Source organism: Rugamonas sp. FW305-51 (assembly GCF_058786935.1).
The window spans coordinates 13,893-34,329 of record NZ_JBYSZG010000057.1; the positions used below are offsets into that span (position 1 = coordinate 13,893).

Consider the following 20,437-nt stretch of genomic DNA (forward strand, 5'->3'; position numbering starts at 1 on the left):
GCCGTCCCGGCCATTCCCCCTTCGTTTCCCGTTTATAATGCGCTGACTTAACTTTTGAGCGGGCAGCAATTGAAACGGATAGCAATCGGCGTCCAGTACGACGGCACGGCGTGGCACGGCTACCAGAAGCAGGATGGCGGCCACACGGTGCAAGACCAGCTGGAACTGGCGCTGGAACGGTTTGCCACGGTCAAGCTGGCCACCACCTGCGCCGGCCGCACCGACACCGGCGTGCACGCGCTGGAGCAGGTGGTGCACTTCGATACCGAGCTGGACCGCGAGCCCCATTCCTGGGTGCGGGGCGTGAACGCCTTCCTGCCGCCGTCGATCGGCGTACGCTGGGCCAAGGAAATCGTGTCCGACCCCGAGGGCGACGAATTCCACGCCCGCTTCAGCGCCCGCGCCCGCACTTACCACTACGTGCTGTACAACAATTCCACCCGCTCGCCGCTGTTGACGGGCCGGGCCGGTTTCTGCTTCCGCCCGCTGGACGTGGAGCGGATGCAGGCGGCCGTGGCGCCGCTGCTGGGCTGGCACGACTTTACGGCGTTCCGCGCGGCCCAGTGCCAGGCCAAGTCGCCCGTCAAGCTGATGCACGAAATCAGGATCGAACGGCGGGGCGAGCTGGTGGTGTTCACGGTGACGGCCAACGCCTTCCTGCACCACATGGTGCGCAACCTGGTGGGCTCGCTGGTCTACGTGGGCACGGGGCGCCAGCCGCCCGAATGGCTGGGCCAGGTGCTGGAGGCGCGCGATCGCCACCAGGCCGCGCCCACCTTCATGCCCGACGGCCTGTACCTGGCCCGCATCGATTACGATCCCAAATGGCAGCTGCCGCTGGAAACGACCAGCCCGCTGCCCTGGTTCTGAAGGAGTGCCCATGCATCGCACGCGCATCAAGATTTGCGGCCTGACCCGGGTGGAAGACGTGCGGGCCGCCGTGGCGGCCGGCGCCGACGCGCTCGGTTTCGTGTTCTATCCTAAGAGTCCCCGTTACGTCACGCCCCAGCAGGCGGCCGAACTGATCGCGGCCGTGCCGCCCTTCGTTACGTGCACGGGGCTGTTCGTCAACGCCGGCCCGGACGAGGTGGCGGCCGCCACCCGGGTGGCGCCGCTGTCGCTGATCCAGTTGCACGGCGACGAGACGGTGGGGGAGAGCGCCGCCATCGCCGCGGCGTGCGGACGACAGTTCATGCGCGTGTTCCGCGTCAAACCTGACACACTGCCGGACGATTTGCTAGAATACGAGCAGCAATGCCGCGCCGCCAGTCCACTGTTTTCCAGCCTGTTGCTCGATACGTTCGTGGAAGCCTATGGCGGCGCAGGAAAGGTATTTGATTGGTCTCTCATCCCAAAAGAACTCGCGCCTCGGGTCGTTTTAAGTGGTGGCTTGAGCGTACACAGCGCGACTGACGCGGTGGTACGTGTACGTCCCTACGCCGTGGACATCAGCAGTGGTGTCGAAGCGGCCAAGGGGATCAAGGACGCCCGCAAGATCGCCGACTTTGTCGCGGCGGTGCGGGCCGCCGATGCCATCATTGAAAGAGAAAACCACCATGAAAGCCTTGCCTGAGAGCGGCCTCGCCGCCCCCCTGTTCCACGCCACCGATTACCAGCTGCCTGACGCCCGCGGCCATTTCGGCCCCTACGGCGGCTCCTTCGTGGCCGAAACCCTGACCTATGCGCTGGCCGAGCTGAACGCAGCCTATGCCCGCTACAGCCAGGACCCGGCCTTCCTGGAAGAGTTCCGCTACGAGCTCAAGCACTTCGTCGGCCGGCCGTCGCCCATCTACCACGCCAAGCGCTGGTCCGAGCAGGCCGGCGGCGCCCAGATCTACTTCAAGCGCGAAGACTTGAACCACACGGGCGCCCACAAGATCAACAACGTGATCGGCCAGGCCTTGCTGGCCAAGCGCATGGGCAAGCCGCGCATCATCGCCGAAACGGGCGCCGGCCAGCACGGCGTGGCCACGGCCACCATCTGCGCCCGCTTCGGCCTCGAATGCGTGGTCTACATGGGCAGCGAGGACGTCAAGCGCCAGGCCCAGAACGTGTACCGCATGAAGCTGCTGGGCGCCACCGTGGTGCCGGTGGAGTCCGGCTCCAGGACGCTCAAGGATGCGCTCAACGAAGCCATGCGCGACTGGGTCACCAACATTGAAAACACCTTCTACATCATCGGCACCGTGGCCGGCCCGCACCCGTATCCGATGCTGGTGCGCGACTTCCAGTCCGTGATCGGCGAGGAATGCCTGGTGCAGATGCCGGAAATGACGGGCCGCCAGCCCGACTACGTGGTGGCCTGCATCGGCGGCGGCTCCAACGCGATGGGTATTTTCTATCCTTACATCGACCAGAAGGACGTCAAGCTGGTGGGCGTGGAGGCGGCCGGCGAGGGCCTGGAATCGGGCAAGCACGCCGCGTCGCTGACGGGCGGCATCCCCGGCGTGTTGCACGGCAACCGCACCTATCTGCTGCAGGACGAGAATGGCCAGATCATCGAGACCCATTCCGTGTCGGCCGGCCTGGACTATCCGGGCGTCGGTCCCGAGCACGCCTACCTGAAGGACAGCGGCCGGGCCCAGTACGTCTCGATCACGGACGAGGAGGCGCTGGCCGCCTTCCACGATTGCTGCCATATCGAAGGCATCATCCCGGCGCTGGAGTCGTCGCACGCGCTGGCCTACGCGGCCAAGCTGGCGGCCACCTTGCCCAAGGACCAGATCGTGCTGGCCAACCTGTCGGGCCGGGGCGACAAGGACATGCATACGGTGGCGGAACGGATGGGCCTCAATTTCAGCTGATTTTCAGCTTGAAATGCGCTGAGCCGCCATCCGACTCCTCCCCATTTGAAAGAACAGACCATGTCCCGTATTGCACCTACTTTCGCGGCCCTGAAAGCCGATAAAAAAACCGCCCTCGTCACCTTCATCACGGCCGGCGACCCGGCGCCGGAACTGACCGTGCCCCTGATGCATGCCCTGGTGGCCGGCGGCGCCGACATCTTGGAACTGGGCGTGCCGTTTTCCGACCCCATGGCCGAAGGCCCCGTCATCCAGCGCGCCTGCGAGCGGGCGCTGGCGTTCGGCGTGGGCATCCATGACGTGTTCAACTACGTGCGCGAATTCCGCAAGACCAATGAGAGCACGCCCGTGGTGCTGATGGGCTATGCGAACCCGATCGAGCGCATCGGCGCCGCCGCCTTCATCGCCGCGTCCAAGGAAGCGGGCGCGGACGGCGCCATCGTCGTCGATTACCCACCGGAGGAGTGCGAGGAATTCGCCGCCGCCATGCGCGCCAACGGGCTGGACCTGATCTTCCTGCTGGCGCCCACCTCGACGGAGGAGCGCATCGCCCAGGTGGCCAAGGTTGGCGGCGGCTTCAGCTACTACGTCTCGCTCAAGGGCGTGACGGGCGCCGGCAATATCGACACGGCGGAAGTGGCGGAGCGCCTGACGGCCATCCGCAAGCACGTCAAGCTGCCGATCGGCGTGGGCTTCGGCATCCGCGACGGCGCCACGGCCCGCGCCGTGGCCGAGGTGGCCGATGCCGTCGTGATCGGCAGCCGCATCATCCAGGAAATCGAAAACAATGCCCAGGATGCGGTCGTGCCGGCCGTCCAGGCCTTCGTGGCCCGCATCCGCACCGCCCTCGACGCCTGATCCCGGGCGGCTTGCCGCCCCTCAAACCCCAACCGCTCACCTTGACGCATAGTTAAGACCTAACTATGTTGTAAGGGAGCGGTTGTGCATTTTGCGTGGGATATTCAAAAGGCAAAATCCAATTTGCGCAAACACGGGATCAGCTTCGACGAAGCGCAAACGGTGTTTGATGATTCTCACTTGCAACTTGTTCTCGATGTGGCGCATTCCGATGATGAGGGGAGGTTCATTGCCATCGGGCTCAGCAACGACGGCAAGCTGTTGTCGGTATGTCATTGTTATCGCAGTGGCGATATGATTCGTATCTTTTCCGCCCGCCGGGCCTCGGCCAGAGAAATAAAACTGTACCGTTAAGGTGTCGTTATGTGTGAAAACGAATTGGATGTATTACCGGCCCCACCCATCGATAATCCCTATTTCAAGCTGCTAGGGCGGCAGGTAACTATCGGACTATCTCATTCGGCAACCGCTTATTTCCAGAAGATGGGCGATCAGTATGGCTTGTCGGCCGAGCATATGATGGAAATCTACCTGCGGCAAATAGCTGCGACCGGTCAGGAAATCAAGCTTGATCTGCCTCGCGTGGGCGAACAGTAGGGCGGCAGTGTCCTCAGTATGGCTTGCGTGATCGTGCGATCTGCCGGGCTTGCCGAACGACATTTGACATTTTAATTTGATAATGTTGTTAATTCAGAATGTTCGACAGGGGGGCGAGAAACGGCTACACTTCCGCCACTAGTTAGCAGCAAGGAGAAATGATGAGTTGGTTGGAAAAGCTTCTGCCCCCGCGTATCCAGCGGTCCGACGCCGCGGCACGCAAGACCATGCCCGAAGGCCTGTGGGTCAAGTGCCCGTCCTGCGAGGCGGTGTTGTACCGCACCGATCTGGAATCGAACCTGCACGTTTGCCCCAAGTGCGACCACCACATGCGCATCCGCGCCCGCGAGCGCCTCGACGGCTTGCTCGACGCCGGCGGCCGCTATGAAATCGGCCAGGAAACCCTGCCCGTCGATACCCTCAAGTTCAAAGACAGCAAGAAATACCCGGACCGCCTGAAACAGGCCATGGAAGCGACCGGCGAGACCGATGCGCTGATCGTCATGGGCGGCGCCATCATGAGCCTGCCCGTCGTCGTGGCTTGCTTCGAGTTCGAATTCATGGGCGGCTCCATGGGTTCCGTGGTCGGCGAGCGCTTCGTGCGCGGCGCCCAGATCGCGCTGGAACAGAAAGTGCCGTTCGTCTGCATCACCGCCACCGGCGGCGCCCGCATGCAGGAAGGCTTGCTGTCGCTGATGCAGATGGCCAAGACCACCGCCATGCTGACCAAGCTGTCGGACAAGAAACTGCCGTTCATCAGCGTGCTGACCGACCCCACCATGGGCGGCGTGTCCGCCTCGTTCGCCTTCATGGGCGACGTGGTGATCGCTGAACCGAAGGCCCTGATCGGCTTCGCCGGCCCCCGCGTGATCGAGAATACGGTGCGCGAGAAACTGCCGGAAGGCTTCCAGCGCGCCGAATTCCTGGTGCAAAAAGGCGCCGTGGACATGATCGTCGACCGCCGCAAGATGCGCGAAGAAATCGCCCGCCTGCTGGCCCTGCTGCAGAATCAGGCCGTCGAGGTCCTGGCGTAATACGCAGCCGTTTTACCCGTCGGCGCGCAGCAGGATTCCGGTCCGCTGCGCGCCGCGCTCATTCAGATGTCCATTCCCATGTCTACGCTCCCTACCACTTTGCCCGCCTGGCTTGCGCTGCTCGAGTCGCGCCACGCCGAAACCGTCATCAACATGGGCCTGGACCGCGTGCGCGCCGTCAAGGACCGCATGGCGCTGGCCTTCGCCTGCCCCGTCATCATGGTGGCCGGCACCAACGGCAAGGGTTCCACCTGCGCCATGCTGGAATCGATGCTGCTGCGGGCCGGCTACAAGGTGGGCCTGTACATCAAGCCGCACTTCCTGGACTTCAACGAGCGGGCCCGCGTCAACGGCGAACTGGCCAGTGACGACCAGCTGGTGGCCAGCTTCAATGCCGTCGAGGCGGCCCGCGGCGACACGCCGCTGACCTATTTCGAGTTCACTACGCTGGCCATCTGCCACCTGCTGGCCGGCGCCGGCATGGACGTGGTGATCCTGGAAGTGGGCCTGGGCGGCCGGCTGGACGCCGTCAACGTGATCGATGCCGACGTGGCCATCGTCACCAGCGTCGACATCGACCATACGGATTACCTGGGCGATACCCGCGAAGCGATCGGTTTCGAGAAGGCCGGCATTTTCCGGCCGGGCAAGACGGCCATCTGCAGCGATCCCGTGCCGCCGCAGTCGCTGATCGCCCATGCCGAAGCCATCGGCGCCGACCTGTGGCTGATGGGGCGCGATTTCAATTATTCGGGCGACAAGCAGCAGTGGAACTATGGCGGACGCAACCAGCGCCGCAATTCCCTCGCTTACCCCAGCCTGCGCGGCGCCAACCAGCTGCTCAATGCCTCGGCCGCGCTGGCCGCGCTGGAAGCGCTCAAGCTGGAACTGCCCGTGGGCGCCCAGGAAGTGCGCACCGGCCTGGTGACGGTGGAACTGCCGGGCCGCTTCCAGGTGTTGCCTGGCCGCCCGAGCGTGATCCTGGACGTGGCCCATAATCCCCATGCCGCCGCCGCGCTGAACCTGAACCTGGGCAATATGGGCTTCCATCCCTACACCTATGCCGTGTTCGGCTCCATGCACGATAAGGATATCGACGGCGTGATCGCCGCCATGTCCGAGCATGTGGACCACTGGTGCCTGACGGGCCTGCCGTCGCCGCGCGCGGCCACGGCCTCCGAACTGGCGGCAAAAGTGCAGATCGTGCAGCCAGAGCGCCCGGAACGGACGGTAAATATATTCGACGATCCAGCCCAGGCATACGCAAATGCAATCAGCCGCGCCGGGGAGAATGATAGAATTGTGGTCTTTGGATCTTTCCTCACCGTTGCCGGCGTCATGGCAGCGCGAAAATCCGCATTCCACTGACCGTAATCGACTGAAATCACGCATGGGCTTGTTCTCGAAACTCCGTAAAAACAAGCAAGAGTCCGCTGGCCAGGACAGCGGCTATTATTCCCGCGCAGACGACCAGGCTGCCACGGAGCGGGCCCGCTCCAAGCGCGCCTCGTCGGCCGGCGGCAAAGGCCGTTCCCGCGCCGATGCCGAGGCGGCCGATCCCGTCCTGCCGGAAAAGAAACGTGCGCGCCGCCGCCTGGTGGGCGCCATCGCCCTGGCATTGGCCGTCGCCGTGGGCCTGCCCATGGTGCTCGATTCCGAGCCCAAGCCCTTGTCGTCCGACATCGACATCAAGATTCCATCCAAGGACAAGAGCGCCGAACTGCCCGCTGCGGCAACGGTAGCGGCCAGCGCCGCTTTGGACAATACTGAAGAAATCGTCACCGAGCCGCCCAAGGCTGGCGCGGCCAAGCCGGCGCCTGCCGCTGCCGCTGCCGTCGTGGCCGAGCCCAAGGCCGTCGCCGAGCCCAAGCCGGCCGCCGTGCCTGCCAAGCCCAAGGAAACCATCCCCGCGGCCGAGCTGGCCAAGGTGGAAGCCAAGCCGGCCAAGCCCGAACACAAGCCCGAGGTGAAGACCGAGGCCAAGGCGGAAGCCAAGCCCGAGCACAAGCCGGACCTGAAGGCCGAAGCCAAGCCCGAGCACAAGACGGAGGCGAAGGCCGACGCCAAGGCGGAAGCCAGGCTGGAAGCGAAGGCGGACGCCAAGCCGGAACACAAGGCGGAAGCCAAGCCGGTCAAGGAAGAGGCCAAGTCGGCTGATGACGCGGCCCGCGCCATGGCCATCCTGGAAGGCAAGGCGGCGGCCAAGCCGGCCGAGGCGGCTGGCCAGAAATTCGTACTGCAGGTGGCCGCGCTGGCCACCCAGGACAAGGTGGACGAGTTGCAGGAGAAGCTGCGCGGCGCCGGCATCAAGTCGTACACGCAGAAAGTGCCGACCCAGGCCGGCGAACGCACCCGCGTGCGCGTGGGCCCGTTCTCCAGCAAGGAAGAGGCGGAGAAAGTGCGCGCCAAGCTGGGCAAGCTGGGCCTGAGCGGCAGCCTGGTTCCCGTATAACGCGGCGCGACGGATAGGTTAGACGTGACGTTATTCGATTATCTGGTGATCTTCGTGCTGGTGGCCTCCATCGTCATCAGCACCATGCGCGGCCTGGTCAAGGAAATGTTTTCGCTGGCGAGTTGGATCATCGCCTTCATCGTGGCCAACGCCTACAGCGCGTCGCTGGCGCACATGTTGCCGGAGGTGGTGCCGGGCGAAGTGGTGCGGCTGATCCTGGCCTTTATCGCGCTGTTCATCGGCGCGCGGATTTTGATGGGCCTGCTCACGATGGCGCTGGACGCCCTGGTGCAGGCCGGCGGCCTGAGCCTGGTGGACCGGGGCCTGGGCGGCCTGTTCGGCCTGGGTCGGGGCCTGGTGATCGTCTTGGCGGTCGTCATCCTGTGCGGCATGACGTCCATACCGCGCCAGGCGTTCTGGCGCAACGCGTTGTTGAGTCCGCTTGCGGAGACCGGGGCGCGTACCGTGAAACCCTTCCTGCCTGCTGCGCTGGCGCAGCATGTGAATTTTTGAATTCTTTAAATCAGTAATACCAGTCTAGGAGCACACCATGTGTGGCATCGTCGGCGTCGTTTCCCATCAACCTGTCAATCAACTGCTGTATGACGCATTGCTGCTGTTGCAGCACCGCGGCCAGGATGCAGCAGGCATTGCAACCAACCACAGCAGCATGTTCGCCATGCACAAGGCGAACGGCCTGGTGCGCGACGTGTTCCGTACCCGGAACATGCGTACGCTGCAAGGCAATACCGGCATCGGCCACTGCCGCTATCCTACCGCCGGCTCGTCGAGCGAGGAGGAAGCGCAGCCGTTCTACGTCAACGCGCCGTACGGCATCACGCTGGCCCACAACGGCAACCTGACCAACTGGGAACAGCTCAAGCAGGAGATGTTCAAGAACGACCGCCGCCACATCAACACCGATTCCGACTCGGAAGTGTTGCTGAACGTGCTCGCGCACGAAATCCAGAAGGCCACCACCGGCCTGGTGCTGGACGCGGACGCCATCTTCAAGGCCGTGGCCGTGCTGCACCGCCGTGTGCGTGGCGGCTACGCAGCCGTGGCCCAGATCGCCGACATCGGCCTGCTGGCCTTCCGCGATCCGTTCGGCATCCGTCCCCTGTGCCTGGGCATCAATGAGACGGAGCAGGGCGAGGAATTCATGGTCGCCTCCGAATCCGTGGCGCTGGAAGGCATGGGCTTCCGCTTCGTGCGCGACATCGCGCCGGGCGAGGCCGTGTTCATCGACGCCGACAAGAAGCTGCACGCGCGCCAGTGCGCCGACAATCCGTCGCTCAACCCTTGCGTGTTCGAGTTCGTCTACCTGGCCCGTCCCGACTCCGTGATCGACGGCGCCTCCGTCTACGCCACCCGCCTCAAGATGGGCGAATACCTGGCCGAGAAGATCCGCCGCGAATTCAAGGATGGCGAGATCGACGTCGTGATGCCGATTCCCGATTCGTCCCGTCCGGCCGCCATCCAGCTGGCGCTGGCGCTGAACATCGAATACCGCGAAGGCTTCATCAAGAACCGCTACATCGGCCGCACCTTCATCATGCCGGGCCAGGCCGCGCGCAAGAAGTCGGTACGCCAGAAACTGAACGCCATCGCTTCCGAGTTCAAGGACAAGGTCGTGCTGCTGGTGGACGACTCCATCGTGCGCGGCACCACCAGCCGCGAGATCGTGCAGATGGCGCGCGAAGCGGGCGCCAAGAAAGTGATCTTCGCCTCGGCCGCGCCGCCGGTGATCTACCCTAACGTGTACGGCATCGACATGCCTACCCGCGACGAGCTGATCGCCTACGGCCGCACCAACGAGGAAGTGTGCCGCGAAATCACGGCCGATGCGCTGGTGTACCAGGACATCGAGTCGCTCAAGCGCGCCATTTCCGACGTCAATCCGGAACTGAAGAGCTTCGAGGCGTCGTGCTTCGACGGCATCTACGTCACGGGCGACATTTCCAAGGACTACCTGGACAAGCTGGAATATGCCCGTCATCACCCCAAGGCCGCGCCGGCCGAGGATGCGGCCCGCTCCCAGCTGAACCTGAACCTGGCCACCACGGAAGGCTAAGTTAAGTTCCCACCCGGCGCCGGCTGATGCCCGCGCCGGGTTTTTTGTATTCGGACTCGACATGAACGACAAGAAAAACTACGGCTTCACCACCACCATCCTGCACAACGACCGGCAGAAGGGCATCGAGCACGGCTCGCTGCACAAGCCCATCCACACCTCGGTCGCCTTCGGCTATGGCGATGCGCGCCAGCTGGCTTCCGTGTTCCAGGGCAAGGAGCCGGGCTTCCGCTACGGCCGCCAAGGCAATCCCACCATCTCGGCGCTGGAAGACAAGGTCAACAAGATGGAGCAGGGCGTGGGCACCATCTGCTTCGCCACCGGCATGGGCGCCATCGGCGCCGTGTTCCAGTCGCTGCTGCGGGCGGGCGACCATGTGGTGTCGTCGTCGTTCTTGTTCGGCAATACCAACAGCCTGTGGCAGACCGTGGCCGGGCAGGGCGTGGACGTGGCCTTCGTGGACGCCACCGACGTGGCCAACGTGGAAGCGGCGCTGACGCCGGCCACCCGTATCGTGTTCGTGGAAACCATCGCCAACCCGCGCACCCAGGTGGCGGACTTGAAGCGCATCGGCGAGCTGTGCCAGGCGCGCGGCATCCTGTATGTGGTCGACAACACGATGACGACGCCTTACCTGTTCCTGCCCAAGGCGGTGGGGGCGGGGCTGGTGGTCAACGCGCTGACCAAGTCGATCGGCGGCCACGGCAACGCGCTGGGCGGCAGCCTGACCGACACGGGCGCCTATGACTGGACGCGCTATCCGCACATCTACGAGAACTACAAGAAGGCGGCGCCGGTGCAATGGGGGCTGGCGCAGATCCGGGCCAAGGGCTTGCGCGATTTTGGCGCCTCGCTGGCGCCGGAGGCGGCGCACCACATCGCCGTGGGCGCGGAAACGCTGGCGCTGCGCATGGAGCGCACCAGCTCGAACGCGCTGGCGCTGGCGCGCCTGCTGGAAGCGGACGAGCGGGTGGCGGCCGTGTATTACCCCGGCCTGGCGTCGCACCCGCAGCATGGCATTTCGGGCGAGCTGTTCCGCACGTATGGCTCGCTGCTCAGTTTCGAGCTCAAGGACGGCATCGACTGCTTCGACTTCCTGAACCGGCTCAAGCTGGCCATCCCGGCCAGCAACCTGGGCGACACGCGCACGCTGATCATCCCGGTGGCGCACACCATCTTCTACGAAATGGGTCCAGTGCGCCGGGCATCGATGGGCATTGCCGAATCGCTGATCCGGGTATCGGTGGGCATCGAGGATGAGGCGGACTTGCTGGACGACTTCCGCACCGCCCTGGCCGGCTGCTAAACCCCAAAAAATGGGGACGTACCCCATTTTTCGGTTGGGAAAGACGGCAGCGTTTTAAAAAATGGGGACGTACCCCATTTTCAGGCCTACCTGAAAATGGGGTACGTCCCCATTTTTATTCGGCGCCGCGGGCCTGCTGGCTCGGGGCGGATGGGCGGCTTAGTGCCAGGTGCGCATCAGGCCCACGGCCAGGCCTTCGAGGGCGAATTCGTCCGCTTCCGGGTCGACCTTGATGATCTTGAAGTCGGGGTTCTCCGGCAGTAGTTCGATGGTCGAGCCGGTCTTGCGGTAGCGCTTGACCGTGACATCGTTGCCGATGCGGGCCACGACGATCTGGCCGTTCTTGGCACTGTCTACTTTTTTCACGGCCAGCAGGTCGCCGTCCATGATGCCGGCGTCGCGCATCGATTCGCCCCGCACTTTGAGCAGGAAGTCGGGCTTGGCCGAGAACAGGGCCGGGTCCACGCTGTAGCTGGTCTCCAGGTTTTCCTGCGCCAGGATGGGCGAGCCGGCCGCCACGCGCCCGATCAGCGGCAGCGACATCATCACGGACGCGGCCACCTTGGCCGCCGCCGCTTCCGCATGTTGGCCCAGCAGGCGGATGCCGCGCGAGGTGCCGGCCGCGATTTCGATGGCGCCCTTGCGCGCCAGCGCTTGCAGGTGTTCCTCGGCCGCGTTGGCGGACTTGAAGCCCAGCTCGTTGGCGATCTCGGCGCGGGTGGGCGGGAAGCCGGTGTTTTCGATGGCATCCTTGATCAGGTTGAGAATTTGTTCTTGCCGTGCAGTGAGCTTAATCATGGGGGCGCCAGGGGCTGTGTATATAGACAGTCTGTATTTTTGTACAGTGCGCCTGTGATTGCAAGAGGGATTTCTTGCTTTGGGCGAAATAATGTGAAAAAAACTTGCGCGGGGCGCACACCGGGCGCCATTTGGCGCCCGCCACGGGCAAAACGGCTATCGGTATTGAACTTTGGCAGGAAAGCTGCTATAGTCGCCGGCTTACCTCTTCCCACACCTGTCTTGACGCCAGGGTGGGCTATTTTCACAGTCCTTAAGGGAGTTTGCATGCGTCACTATGAAATAGTATTTATCGTCCATCCGGACCAGAGCGAGCAAGTGCCCGCCATGATCGAACGTTACAAAGCCAGCGTAACCACCCGCGGCGGTTCGGTACACCGTGTTGAAGATTGGGGCCGTCGTCAAATGGCTTACTCGATCCAGAAACTGGCCAAAGCACACTACATCTGCATGAACATCGAGTGCGACAACGAGACCCTGGTCGAGCTGGAAACCGCATTCAAATTCAATGATGCCGTGTTGCGTCATCTGACCGTCAAGATGAAGAAAGCGGAAACCGCTCCTTCGCCAATGATGAAGTCGGTACAACGTGAAGATGCAGCGAAATCCCATCGCGCTGAAGCTCCAGCAGCAGCCGCTGCTCCAGCCGCTTAATTGAGCAGGATTCCGAACTGAACCAGCTCCAGTTTACCGCCCTCATCGCCGAGCGGGACGCCATCCGGTACACCCCGGCCGGCATGCCGATTGTGAATGCCACCTTGCAGCACAGGTCGCAGCAGATGGAGGCGGGCATCGCCAGGTTGAGCGAGTTTGAAGTGTCCGCGGTTGCCGCGGGCGACATTTCAGGCCGCTTCAGCCAGGCGCCACTGGCAGGCGTATATCAGTTCACGGGATTTCTGAACAAGAAAAGCCGCAATAGCAAAAGCCTGGTATTTCACATCATTGATTTTCGTGCTGTCGCAGACAGCGCACCTATTTAGATACAGGAGCCTAAAATGGCATTCGGTAAAAAGTTCGACAAAAACAAGCTCAAGCTGAAAGAAAAGCGCAAGCAGCAAAACCCACTGTTCAAACGTAAGAAGTTCTGCCGCTTCACCGCTGCACACGTGGAACAAGTGGACTACAAAGACGTAGACACGCTCAAAGATTTCGTCCAGGAAAACGGCAAGATCATGCCAGCACGTCTGACCGGTACCAAGGCGCACTACCAGCGTCAAGTTGACACCGCAATCAAGCGCGCTCGTTACCTCGCGCTGCTGCCATACACCGATCTGCACCACGCTTAATCGCGTCGTACAGATAAGATCCTGGAGAGAACTATGCAAATCATTCTGTTGGAAAAAGTCGTTAACCTGGGCAACCTGGGTGAAGTCGTTAAAGTCAAAGACGGTTACGCACGTAACTTCCTGATTCCGCAAAAAATGGCTCGCCGCGCTACCGCGACCGCCGTGGCGGAATTCGAAGTCAAGCGCGCTGAACTGGAAAAAGCTGCTGCCGCCAAGCTGGCCGCTGCCCAAGCCCAAGGCGAGAAGCTGAACGGCATGACCGTGAACGTGTCGCAAAAAGCGGGCGTGGACGGCCGTCTGTTCGGTTCCGTGACCAACTTCGACATCGCTGAAGCGCTGACCAAAGCTGGTTTCGCCGTGGAAAAAGCTGCCGTGCGCATGCCTACCGGTCCTCTGAAGACCACCGGCGAGCACCCAGTGACCGTTGCCCTGCACACCGACGTGGTGGTGGAAGTGACCGTTGCTGTCGTGGGCGAAGCTGCCTAAGTAACACACGCTAGACGCGGGCGGCAACGCCCGCTGCAGCGCCAGAAAAAGCCGGGCTTGCCCGGCTTTTTCTATGGGCCGCCCATTTGGCTTATTTGGCAAGATGTTGCTGTGCAGCATATTCTTGCCACGCCACCTGCGGCGCGCGCCCATTTTTGTAGCCCAGCTACGAACTTTTTTCTCGTCAATAATTTTTGACGGACGACTATGCAGGTATAATTCGCGCCATGAACGCCCCCCCAGATCCACAAGTCGATTCGCTCCGCATTCCACCGCACTCCATCGAAGCAGAACAGTCTGTGATCGGCGGTTTGTTGCGTGACAATGCGGCGTTTGACCGCATCGCCGACTTCATGCATGCGGAAGACTTCTATCGCTATGACCACCGCATCATCTTCGAACAGATCGTGCGGCTGATCAACGGCTCCAAGCCGGCCGACGTGATCACCGTGTTCGAAGCGCTGACCCAGCTGGGCAAGGCGGACGACGTGGGGGGTATTTCCTACCTGAATGCGATGGCGCAAAACACGCCATCGGCGGCCAACATCCGCCGTTATGCCGAGATCGTGCGCGATCGTGGCATTTTGCGCCAGCTCATCACGGTGGCCGACGAGATCTCCGGCCAGGCCTTCAGCCCCCAGGGCAAGGAAGTCAAGCAGATGCTCGACGAGGCCGAATCGAAGATCTTCGCCATCGCCGAGCAGGGTGCCCGCGGCGCCGCTGGCTGGACCGCCGTGCAGCCGCTGCTGACCCAAGTGGTCGAGCGCATCGACGAGCTCTACAGCCGCGACAACCAGAGCGAGATCACGGGCGTGCCGACCGGCTTTATCGACCTGGACCGCATGACCTCGGGCCTGCAGCCGGGCGACCTGGTGATCGTGGCCGGCCGCCCGTCGATGGGCAAGACGGCGTTTTCCGTCAACATCGGCGAGAACGTGGCCATCGAAGCGGGCTTGCCCGTCGCGATCTTCTCGATGGAGATGGGCGGCGCCCAGCTGGCCATGCGTATGCTGGGCTCGGTGGGCCAGCTCGACCAGCACCGCCTGCGCACGGGCCGCCTGAACGACGAGGATTGGCCGCGCCTGACGCACGCCATCCAGAAGATGAACGACGCCCAGCTGTTCATCGACGAAACGCCGGCCTTGAACCCGATCGAAATGCGGGCCCGCGCGCGCCGCCTGTCGCGCCAGTGCGGCAAGCTGGGCCTGATCATCGTCGACTACCTGCAGCTGATGACGGGCTCGACCCAGGGCGACAACCGCGCCTCCGAGATTTCGGAAATTTCGCGTAGCCTCAAGGGCCTGGCCAAAGAGCTGCAGTGCCCCGTGATCGCCCTGTCCCAGCTGAACCGCTCGCTGGAGCAACGCCCCAACAAACGTCCCGTCATGTCCGACTTGCGCGAATCGGGCGCTATCGAGCAGGACGCGGACGTGATCATTTTCCTGTATCGCGACGAGGTCTACAACCCGGACTCGCCCGATAAAGGCACAGCCGAAATCATCATCGGCAAACAGCGTAACGGCCCGATTGGCGCCGTGCGTCTGACCTGGATAGGCCAATACACCAAGTTTGGTAACTATGTCGGTAACCTGGCGCTTTACCAAGGCGACTAACCCAACGCGCCGTCCGTCCGCACGGGCGGCCAAGCAACTCGAAATACTCAACGGAGAATGACATGTTTGGACGTTTGATGCCCACCGAGGGCAAATTTTTTGACCTGTTTAACCAGCACGCCGACTTGTGCGTCAAGGGCGCGCGCGAAATGCTGGCCCTGATGAGCAATTTCGACGACCTGGAAAACCGCGTGCACGCCATTGAGGGCGTCGAGAAGCAAGCCGACAAGATCACCTACGCCACGGTCGATTTGCTGCACAAGACCTTCATCACCCCGCTCGACCGCGACGACATCCACAAGCTGATCACCCGCATGGACGACATCCTGGACTTGCTGGAAGACGCGGCCCAGACCGTCTCGCTGTACGACCTGCACTCGGTCACGCCGGAAGCGAAGCGCCTGGCCGAACTGGTGCTGGCCTGCACGGAAAAAGTCAAGGAAGCCGTGGGCATGCTGCACAACATGGACAACTCGCGCAAGATCGTGGCCGTGTGCGAAGAGATCGACCGCCTGGAATCGGACGCCGACCACGTGATGCGCGCCGCCATGTCCAAGCTGTTCCGCGATGAACCGGACGTGCGCCATCTGATCAAGATGAAAGCCATCTACGAAATCCTGGAAACGGTGACCGACCGTTGCGAAGATGTGGCCAACATCATCGAAGGCATCATCGTAGAAAACGCCTAAGCACCGCTATCCGCGGTGCCGACGTCCTGAATCAGACAAAATCGAAAAGAATAATTCATGCATACCCTTCAAATAAGCATCTATGTGCTGGGCGTCCTGATCGCCCTGGCACTGGTGTTTGACTTCATGAACGGCTTCCACGACGCCGCCAATGCGATCGCGACGGTGGTATCGACCGGCGTGCTCAAGCCGCAGACGGCGGTGGCCATGGCCGCGCTGTTCAACTTCACCGCCATCTTCGTGGTGGGCTTGGGCGTGGCGGCGACGGTGGGCAAGGGCACCATCGATCCCGGCGTGGTGGACCAGTACGTGATCTTCGGCGCCCTGGTGGGCGCCATCGCCTGGAACCTGTTTACGTGGTACTACGGCATTCCGTCGTCGTCCTCGCACGCCCTGATCGGCGGCCTGGTGGGCGCGGCCGTGGCCAAGTCCGGCACCGGCGCGCTGGCCGGCGGCGGCCTGCTCAAGACCGTGGAATGGATCATCCTGTCGCCGTTGCTGGGCTTCATCCTCGGCTCGCTGATCATGCTGCTGGTGTCGTGGATCTTCGTGCGCTCCACGCCGCGCAAGGTGGACCGCTGGTTCCGCCGCCTGCAGCTGGTGTCGGCCGCCAGCTACAGCCTGGGCCACGGCGGCAACGACGCGCAAAAGACCATCGGTATCATCTGGATGCTGCTGATCGCGGCCGGCCAGGTGGCCGTGACGGACAAGACGCCGCCGATGTGGGTCATCGTGTCGTGCTACACGGCCATCTCGGCCGGCACGCTGTTCGGCGGCTGGCGCATCGTCAAGACCATGGGCCAGAAGATCACCAAGCTCAAACCCGTGGGCGGCTTCTGCGCCGAAAGCGGCGGCGCGCTGACGCTGCTGATCGCCAGCCACTTCGGCGTGCCGGTGTCGACCACTCACACCATCACCGGCGCCATCGTCGGCGTGGGCTCGGCACAGAAGATGTCGGCCGTGCGCTGGGGCGTGGCCGGTAACATCGTGTGGGCCTGGATCTTCACCATTCCCGCGTCGGCCTTCGTGGCGGCGTGCGCGTGGTGGCTGGGACATCACATCATGTAAGTCCGCCTGGCGCGGATGGATGTGGGGAGGAGGGGAGCTGCGGCTCCCCTTTTTTGCGCCTGTTCCGCGGTATGTGCGTACGTCTCTTGCCGGCGAGCCTAGCGCTTCCTGGGCTGGTAGTTTTCATCGACCACCAGACTTGCCGTGCCGGGCGGGAGCACCTGCAGGGATTTCAGGAATTCGATCAGCGCATCCTGGTCGTCGCTGCTCGCAGCCTGGTAAGCTTCGCGCATGGCGAGCGCTTCACCGGCATGTCCCAGCACGGCTTCACGCATGGTGCTGTACATGCCATGGTGAAAATACGGCCCGGAATTGGCAATACCCCACAAGCGACGGGTCAGAAAACGCCGGTTACCGGCCGGGAACTTGGGGGCCCAAACGGGCCAGTTCATGTCCAGCGATTCCACCGGCATCGGATCGCTGGGGGCCGATATGTCGTGCAGCTTGAGGTCGGTGTAGGCGGGTACCATCAACATCCTGTCGTCCGGGTGTTCCGGTGCCAGGCGCGGCAATGGCAGCGAGCGGTCATTCAGATTGACCTTGATGGTCTTGACGTCGCCCATGTGCAGATTGCCTGCTGGATTGAACGGGCCTGGTTCGGTGAAAGTCCAGCCGTCGCGGCTCAGGGGCAGGGCCGGTACATGGCAGGACGCGCAGCCGAACGTGTTGAAATTGCGCTGGCCGCGGACGATGGCTTGCGCGACCGATGGGTTGTTGGGGATGACTTGCCCCGGCACCGCCATGGTGGCCTGGAACAAGGATGCGGCGGTGACGTCGGCGCGCGTCAGCTCATTGCTGTAGCCATCGCCGTCCGGGTCTGTGTTGGCGCCGAAGCGTTCGGTGGACTGGATGCCGTGGTGCTGGTTGAATGAAGTGTTCGTGAAATCGCGCAGCGAGACGGAATTGCCGGCCTGATGCCACGGCCTGATCACCAGCGTGGGCGGATCGATGGGCGTGGCGGTAATCAGGCTCAAGCGGGGCAGGCCTGTGACCTGGCTGACGTCCCACAGGCCGTCCGCGCGCCGCGTCAATCTTCCGAAGGCGATTCCTTTCGCCCCCAGGGCGCGCGTTTCGCCGCGGCGCATGCCGTCGCGCTGGTGTTGCAGTTCAGTCGTCATTTCGCGTGCCAGCATCTCGATGTAACCGGCGCCGAACATGCCCGGGGTATGGCGCGAATTGCCGATGCTGGCCAGCGTTACCGGCTGGCCCCGTTCGTCGAGCGCGCCGCGTGTCGGCACCAGGTCGCCACGGTCGAACGTGGCGAAGTCGAATCGCTGTCCCTGTACGAACACGTTGGCGACGAAATCGCCGCTGCCGCCGGCGATGCCGTAGGGCTGGTTGTGGCAGCCCATGCAGGAATTGGCGTCCGGCCCCGAGATGCGGTTGAATCCGCGCGCGCCGGTCAGCGGCATCGACACGTCGGACAACGTGCGTCCGTTGCCCTTGGTGAGCGGACGGCCTCCGCCTTCGGCCTTGGTCCAGTTGGCCGAGAACACGCGCCGACCGTGTTCCAACAGCTGCGCCAGCGAGGCCGCGTATTCCTCGTCATCCTGCATATGTCCGGACAACCCGAGTTCCTGGCCAATCGCGTTCCTGCGCGAGGATGCGTCGATCAGAATGGTGGCCGCAGTAGCGCTGACGGCCATCGCTGCCAGGCCCAGTCCGCAGGTTAGTTTCCAGTTCATCGTTGGTCCTTTCAGTCTCTTGGCCAGACTTCTGGCGATACCAATTCGATGTGCAATTGCTCAGATCCGGATTTGTCGGGGATGGATATCCCGCTGCCGCGCGCCAGCAATGTGCCGTTGCGCCAAACTTCAACGCTGATGCCGCCGGGAGGAACTCCCGCCAATGTGAAGCGGCCTTGTGCGTCGGTATTGGTCATGCCACGATAGTGTGGGTTGCCCGAGGAACTGACGTGTACCTCGGCGTTGGCCAACGCGCTGCCGGTCAATGCCCTGCCTTGACGGAGCGCGGAAGCCCGCAGTTGAGTGGGAGCAACCTGGGGCGTTGTGGCCGTGACGGCGCCGGAGAGGATGGTAGAAGGAGCTAAAGGTGGTGGCAAGATAGTTCGAATGTTGTAGCCTCCATCCGCGATTGGCGTAAATATAATGAACCCATTGTCGAGGTCAAAATGATTCGTCCGATCAAAGTATTCGAGGATTGCATAGTCCGCCGTGATGTCGAAATCCGGGCGGCTGCTGAAATCCACTAGTATTCGATTCAAGCCTGCTGGTGGGACAATACCTGTCAGGAGATTATTGCTAAGCGAACCGATGCCTTTGTACGCAATGACAATGCTGCCATTGCGGAATAGTTGAAACTGCACAGTGTCCGTGCCGTTAGGATTATGTTCATACCATAAGTTGCGGACCTGGGTAATAACATAGCGATCTGGGAGTGTATCGTTGATAAACGTCTTGAAGCCGCTGACCATGCCGTCGGCCAAGGCGAATATTTGACTGCCGCGACCTGTGTCGGATATCAACAAGAGGTCGCCGTAGGAGAGCATGAATTTTTGTGCGGCAACACCAAAGGTCTTGACAGGGAAAGGTAGCGTCCATCGGTCGCATGCAGTGCATGTTTGAAGCTTGCCATAGTCCGTCTCGAAGCGCACGTTATCCAAGACGCTGATCTGACCCATGTCCGTAGTTCCGGCTGGAATCGACGGGATGCGAGAAGAGAATCCTCTTCGCACCGAGCCGTCCGGTGACGTATATGAAGCTTGAAGAACCAAGTCCCCGAGCACGGTTGGAATATTCTGGATACGGAAGCGGCCATCTGCATCGGTGGTGCCGGTGCGCCCCCCCGGGGCGGAGATCAGGGCGCCGGCCAATGGGGTGCCGTCAGATATATTGACAACCTGCCCAACAGCCTGAGTCATCGGGTCTGGAGAGATGCTGATACTGATTGGTGTGGCCGCGCCATCGTTGCCATTAAGATCCCTTGCTGTGGCACCCAATTCCAGCTTATCTGTGCCAGCCGGAACAGTGAACGTGTACTGATAAGGGGCACTCGTACTTGTGAATACCAGTTGTTTGTCGATTAGAAAGCTTACCGAGGCGACAGTAAAGTCGTCGTGCGCATCGACCTTAACGGTCAATGATGCTCCCTCATATACAGTAGCGCCATCAACAGGCGCCGCTATTGCTGCGGTTGGCGCCAGCCCGACCCCGTCAATCTGGGGCCGGAATTTGCCAATATGCAGTCGGCTAGCGCCTTTGCTGCCACCACGTATAGCAGTACTAACATCGGCGGCGAGGTAGACGTAGAAGTCATCGGCGGCAATGGCCATGCCTGCGGTGGTCAAGTAAATTCGGACACAACGATAGGTTCACGTGTTGCCATTTCCCGTTCATAGACGGAGGGCGGCAG

The 20,437-nt window shown here is 62.4% G+C and carries 22 protein-coding genes; 19 read left to right on the forward strand and 3 right to left on the reverse strand.

Annotation, left to right across the window (positions count from 1 at the left end):
- The first annotated feature begins 69 nt into the window (after positions 1–69).
- The 12 genes from truA (at position 70) to AC3WOS_RS25505 (ending at position 11,125) form a co-directional block, all read left to right on the forward strand.
- Positions 70–870: a tRNA pseudouridine(38-40) synthase TruA gene (truA, locus tag AC3WOS_RS25450; protein ID WP_492719716.1), complete on the forward strand. Its 801-nt coding sequence runs from the start codon at positions 70–72 to the stop codon at positions 868–870.
- A gap of 10 nt (positions 871–880) precedes the next feature.
- Positions 881–1,573 (forward strand): phosphoribosylanthranilate isomerase, encoded by a 693-nt coding sequence (locus tag AC3WOS_RS25455; RefSeq protein WP_492719718.1) that lies wholly within the window; start codon positions 881–883, stop codon positions 1,571–1,573.
- On the forward strand, positions 1,557–2,804 hold the full coding sequence (gene trpB, locus AC3WOS_RS25460) for a tryptophan synthase subunit beta (protein ID WP_492719720.1): 1,248 nt from the start codon (positions 1,557–1,559) through the stop codon (positions 2,802–2,804). The genes AC3WOS_RS25455 and trpB overlap by 17 nt, the downstream gene beginning before the upstream one ends.
- A gap of 60 nt (positions 2,805–2,864) precedes the next feature.
- Complete coding sequence (trpA, locus tag AC3WOS_RS25465) at positions 2,865–3,662, forward strand: tryptophan synthase subunit alpha (RefSeq protein ID WP_492719722.1); 798 nt, start codon at positions 2,865–2,867, stop codon at positions 3,660–3,662.
- Positions 3,663–3,746: 84 nt separating this feature from the next.
- On the forward strand, positions 3,747–4,016 hold the full coding sequence (locus AC3WOS_RS25470) for a BrnT family toxin (protein WP_492719724.1): 270 nt from the start codon (positions 3,747–3,749) through the stop codon (positions 4,014–4,016).
- Between the two features lie 9 nt (positions 4,017–4,025).
- Positions 4,026–4,259 carry a hypothetical protein gene (locus AC3WOS_RS25475; RefSeq protein WP_492719726.1) on the forward strand — a complete coding sequence of 78 codons (234 nt, stop codon included), beginning with the start codon at positions 4,026–4,028 and terminating at the stop codon, positions 4,257–4,259.
- A 161-nt stretch (positions 4,260–4,420) separates the two neighbouring features.
- Entirely contained in the window at positions 4,421–5,293 is an 873-nt protein-coding gene (accD, locus tag AC3WOS_RS25480) for an acetyl-CoA carboxylase, carboxyltransferase subunit beta (protein WP_492719750.1), read from the forward strand.
- Between the two features lie 78 nt (positions 5,294–5,371).
- Positions 5,372–6,661, forward strand: coding sequence for a bifunctional tetrahydrofolate synthase/dihydrofolate synthase (gene folC / locus AC3WOS_RS25485; RefSeq protein WP_492719728.1), 1,290 nt, complete (start codon positions 5,372–5,374; stop codon positions 6,659–6,661).
- Positions 6,662–6,683: 22 nt separating this feature from the next.
- Positions 6,684–7,745 (forward strand): SPOR domain-containing protein, encoded by a 1,062-nt coding sequence (locus AC3WOS_RS25490; RefSeq protein WP_492719730.1) that lies wholly within the window; start codon positions 6,684–6,686, stop codon positions 7,743–7,745.
- A 24-nt stretch (positions 7,746–7,769) separates the two neighbouring features.
- Positions 7,770–8,258 carry a CvpA family protein gene (locus AC3WOS_RS25495; protein ID WP_492719732.1) on the forward strand — a complete coding sequence of 163 codons (489 nt, stop codon included), beginning with the start codon at positions 7,770–7,772 and terminating at the stop codon, positions 8,256–8,258.
- Positions 8,259–8,295: 37 nt separating this feature from the next.
- Positions 8,296–9,819: an amidophosphoribosyltransferase gene (purF, locus tag AC3WOS_RS25500; RefSeq protein ID WP_492719733.1), complete on the forward strand. Its 1,524-nt coding sequence runs from the start codon at positions 8,296–8,298 to the stop codon at positions 9,817–9,819.
- A 61-nt stretch (positions 9,820–9,880) separates the two neighbouring features.
- Positions 9,881–11,125 carry a cystathionine gamma-synthase family protein gene (locus AC3WOS_RS25505; RefSeq protein WP_492719735.1) on the forward strand — a complete coding sequence of 415 codons (1,245 nt, stop codon included), beginning with the start codon at positions 9,881–9,883 and terminating at the stop codon, positions 11,123–11,125.
- Between the two features lie 159 nt (positions 11,126–11,284).
- On the opposite strand, the gene lexA is transcribed toward AC3WOS_RS25505, so the two are convergent.
- The gene (gene lexA, locus AC3WOS_RS25510; RefSeq protein ID WP_492719736.1) at positions 11,285–11,923 is read right to left on the reverse strand and encodes a transcriptional repressor LexA; all 639 of its coding nucleotides are present in this window, start codon (positions 11,921–11,923) and stop codon (positions 11,285–11,287) included.
- A gap of 267 nt (positions 11,924–12,190) precedes the next feature.
- On the opposite strand from lexA, the gene rpsF reads away from it, so the two are divergent.
- From rpsF to AC3WOS_RS25545, 7 genes are all read left to right on the forward strand, one after another.
- Positions 12,191–12,577, forward strand: coding sequence for a 30S ribosomal protein S6 (gene rpsF / locus AC3WOS_RS25515; protein WP_182152053.1), 387 nt, complete (start codon positions 12,191–12,193; stop codon positions 12,575–12,577).
- 17 nt (positions 12,578–12,594) lie between these two features.
- Positions 12,595–12,903 (forward strand): primosomal replication protein N, encoded by a 309-nt coding sequence (gene priB, locus AC3WOS_RS25520; RefSeq protein WP_492719751.1) that lies wholly within the window; start codon positions 12,595–12,597, stop codon positions 12,901–12,903.
- A 15-nt stretch (positions 12,904–12,918) separates the two neighbouring features.
- The gene (rpsR, locus tag AC3WOS_RS25525; RefSeq protein WP_028104935.1) at positions 12,919–13,209 is read left to right on the forward strand and encodes a 30S ribosomal protein S18; all 291 of its coding nucleotides are present in this window, start codon (positions 12,919–12,921) and stop codon (positions 13,207–13,209) included.
- Positions 13,210–13,242: 33 nt separating this feature from the next.
- The gene (gene rplI / locus AC3WOS_RS25530) at positions 13,243–13,695 is read left to right on the forward strand and encodes a 50S ribosomal protein L9 (RefSeq protein WP_492719738.1); all 453 of its coding nucleotides are present in this window, start codon (positions 13,243–13,245) and stop codon (positions 13,693–13,695) included.
- A gap of 227 nt (positions 13,696–13,922) precedes the next feature.
- Positions 13,923–15,308: a replicative DNA helicase gene (locus AC3WOS_RS25535; protein WP_492719740.1), complete on the forward strand. Its 1,386-nt coding sequence runs from the start codon at positions 13,923–13,925 to the stop codon at positions 15,306–15,308.
- Between the two features lie 62 nt (positions 15,309–15,370).
- Entirely contained in the window at positions 15,371–15,997 is a 627-nt protein-coding gene (locus AC3WOS_RS25540) for a DUF47 domain-containing protein (RefSeq protein WP_492719741.1), read from the forward strand.
- Positions 15,998–16,054: 57 nt separating this feature from the next.
- Positions 16,055–17,065, forward strand: a complete 1,011-nt coding sequence (locus AC3WOS_RS25545; RefSeq protein WP_492719743.1) for an inorganic phosphate transporter — start codon at positions 16,055–16,057, stop codon at positions 17,063–17,065.
- A gap of 98 nt (positions 17,066–17,163) precedes the next feature.
- Here the strand turns inward: AC3WOS_RS25545 and AC3WOS_RS25550 are convergent, their stop codons facing one another.
- Positions 17,164–18,750, reverse strand: coding sequence for a di-heme oxidoredictase family protein (locus AC3WOS_RS25550; protein WP_492719745.1), 1,587 nt, complete (start codon positions 18,748–18,750; stop codon positions 17,164–17,166).
- An 11-nt stretch (positions 18,751–18,761) separates the two neighbouring features.
- Positions 18,762–20,372 carry a carboxypeptidase regulatory-like domain-containing protein gene (locus AC3WOS_RS25555; protein ID WP_492719747.1) on the reverse strand — a complete coding sequence of 537 codons (1,611 nt, stop codon included), beginning with the start codon at positions 20,370–20,372 and terminating at the stop codon, positions 18,762–18,764.
- Between the last annotated feature and the right edge of the window lie 65 nt (positions 20,373–20,437).

Bases quoted from the DNA above. Each gene is read 5' to 3' on its own strand.
- lexA (WP_492719736.1), bottom strand. From the start codon at position 11,923: ATGATTAAGCTCACTGCACGGCAAGAACAAATTCTCAACCTGATCAAG.
- AC3WOS_RS25540 (WP_492719741.1), top strand. From the start codon at position 15,371: ATGTTTGGACGTTTGATGCCCACCGAGGGCAAATTTTTTGACCTGTTT.
- rpsR (WP_028104935.1), top strand. From the start codon at position 12,919: ATGGCATTCGGTAAAAAGTTCGACAAAAACAAGCTCAAGCTGAAAGAA.
- AC3WOS_RS25475 (WP_492719726.1), top strand. From the start codon at position 4,026: ATGTGTGAAAACGAATTGGATGTATTACCGGCCCCACCCATCGATAAT.
- trpB (WP_492719720.1), top strand. From the start codon at position 1,557: ATGAAAGCCTTGCCTGAGAGCGGCCTCGCCGCCCCCCTGTTCCACGCC.
- purF (WP_492719733.1), top strand. From the start codon at position 8,296: ATGTGTGGCATCGTCGGCGTCGTTTCCCATCAACCTGTCAATCAACTG.
- AC3WOS_RS25545 (WP_492719743.1), top strand. From the start codon at position 16,055: ATGCATACCCTTCAAATAAGCATCTATGTGCTGGGCGTCCTGATCGCC.
- AC3WOS_RS25490 (WP_492719730.1), top strand. From the start codon at position 6,684: ATGGGCTTGTTCTCGAAACTCCGTAAAAACAAGCAAGAGTCCGCTGGC.
- trpA (WP_492719722.1), top strand. From the start codon at position 2,865: ATGTCCCGTATTGCACCTACTTTCGCGGCCCTGAAAGCCGATAAAAAA.
- rplI (WP_492719738.1), top strand. From the start codon at position 13,243: ATGCAAATCATTCTGTTGGAAAAAGTCGTTAACCTGGGCAACCTGGGT.
- folC (WP_492719728.1), top strand. From the start codon at position 5,372: ATGTCTACGCTCCCTACCACTTTGCCCGCCTGGCTTGCGCTGCTCGAG.
- rpsF (WP_182152053.1), top strand. From the start codon at position 12,191: ATGCGTCACTATGAAATAGTATTTATCGTCCATCCGGACCAGAGCGAG.
- AC3WOS_RS25505 (WP_492719735.1), top strand. From the start codon at position 9,881: ATGAACGACAAGAAAAACTACGGCTTCACCACCACCATCCTGCACAAC.
- AC3WOS_RS25455 (WP_492719718.1), top strand. From the start codon at position 881: ATGCATCGCACGCGCATCAAGATTTGCGGCCTGACCCGGGTGGAAGAC.
- accD (WP_492719750.1), top strand. From the start codon at position 4,421: ATGAGTTGGTTGGAAAAGCTTCTGCCCCCGCGTATCCAGCGGTCCGAC.
- AC3WOS_RS25550 (WP_492719745.1), bottom strand. From the start codon at position 18,750: ATGAACTGGAAACTAACCTGCGGACTGGGCCTGGCAGCGATGGCCGTC.
- AC3WOS_RS25535 (WP_492719740.1), top strand. From the start codon at position 13,923: ATGAACGCCCCCCCAGATCCACAAGTCGATTCGCTCCGCATTCCACCG.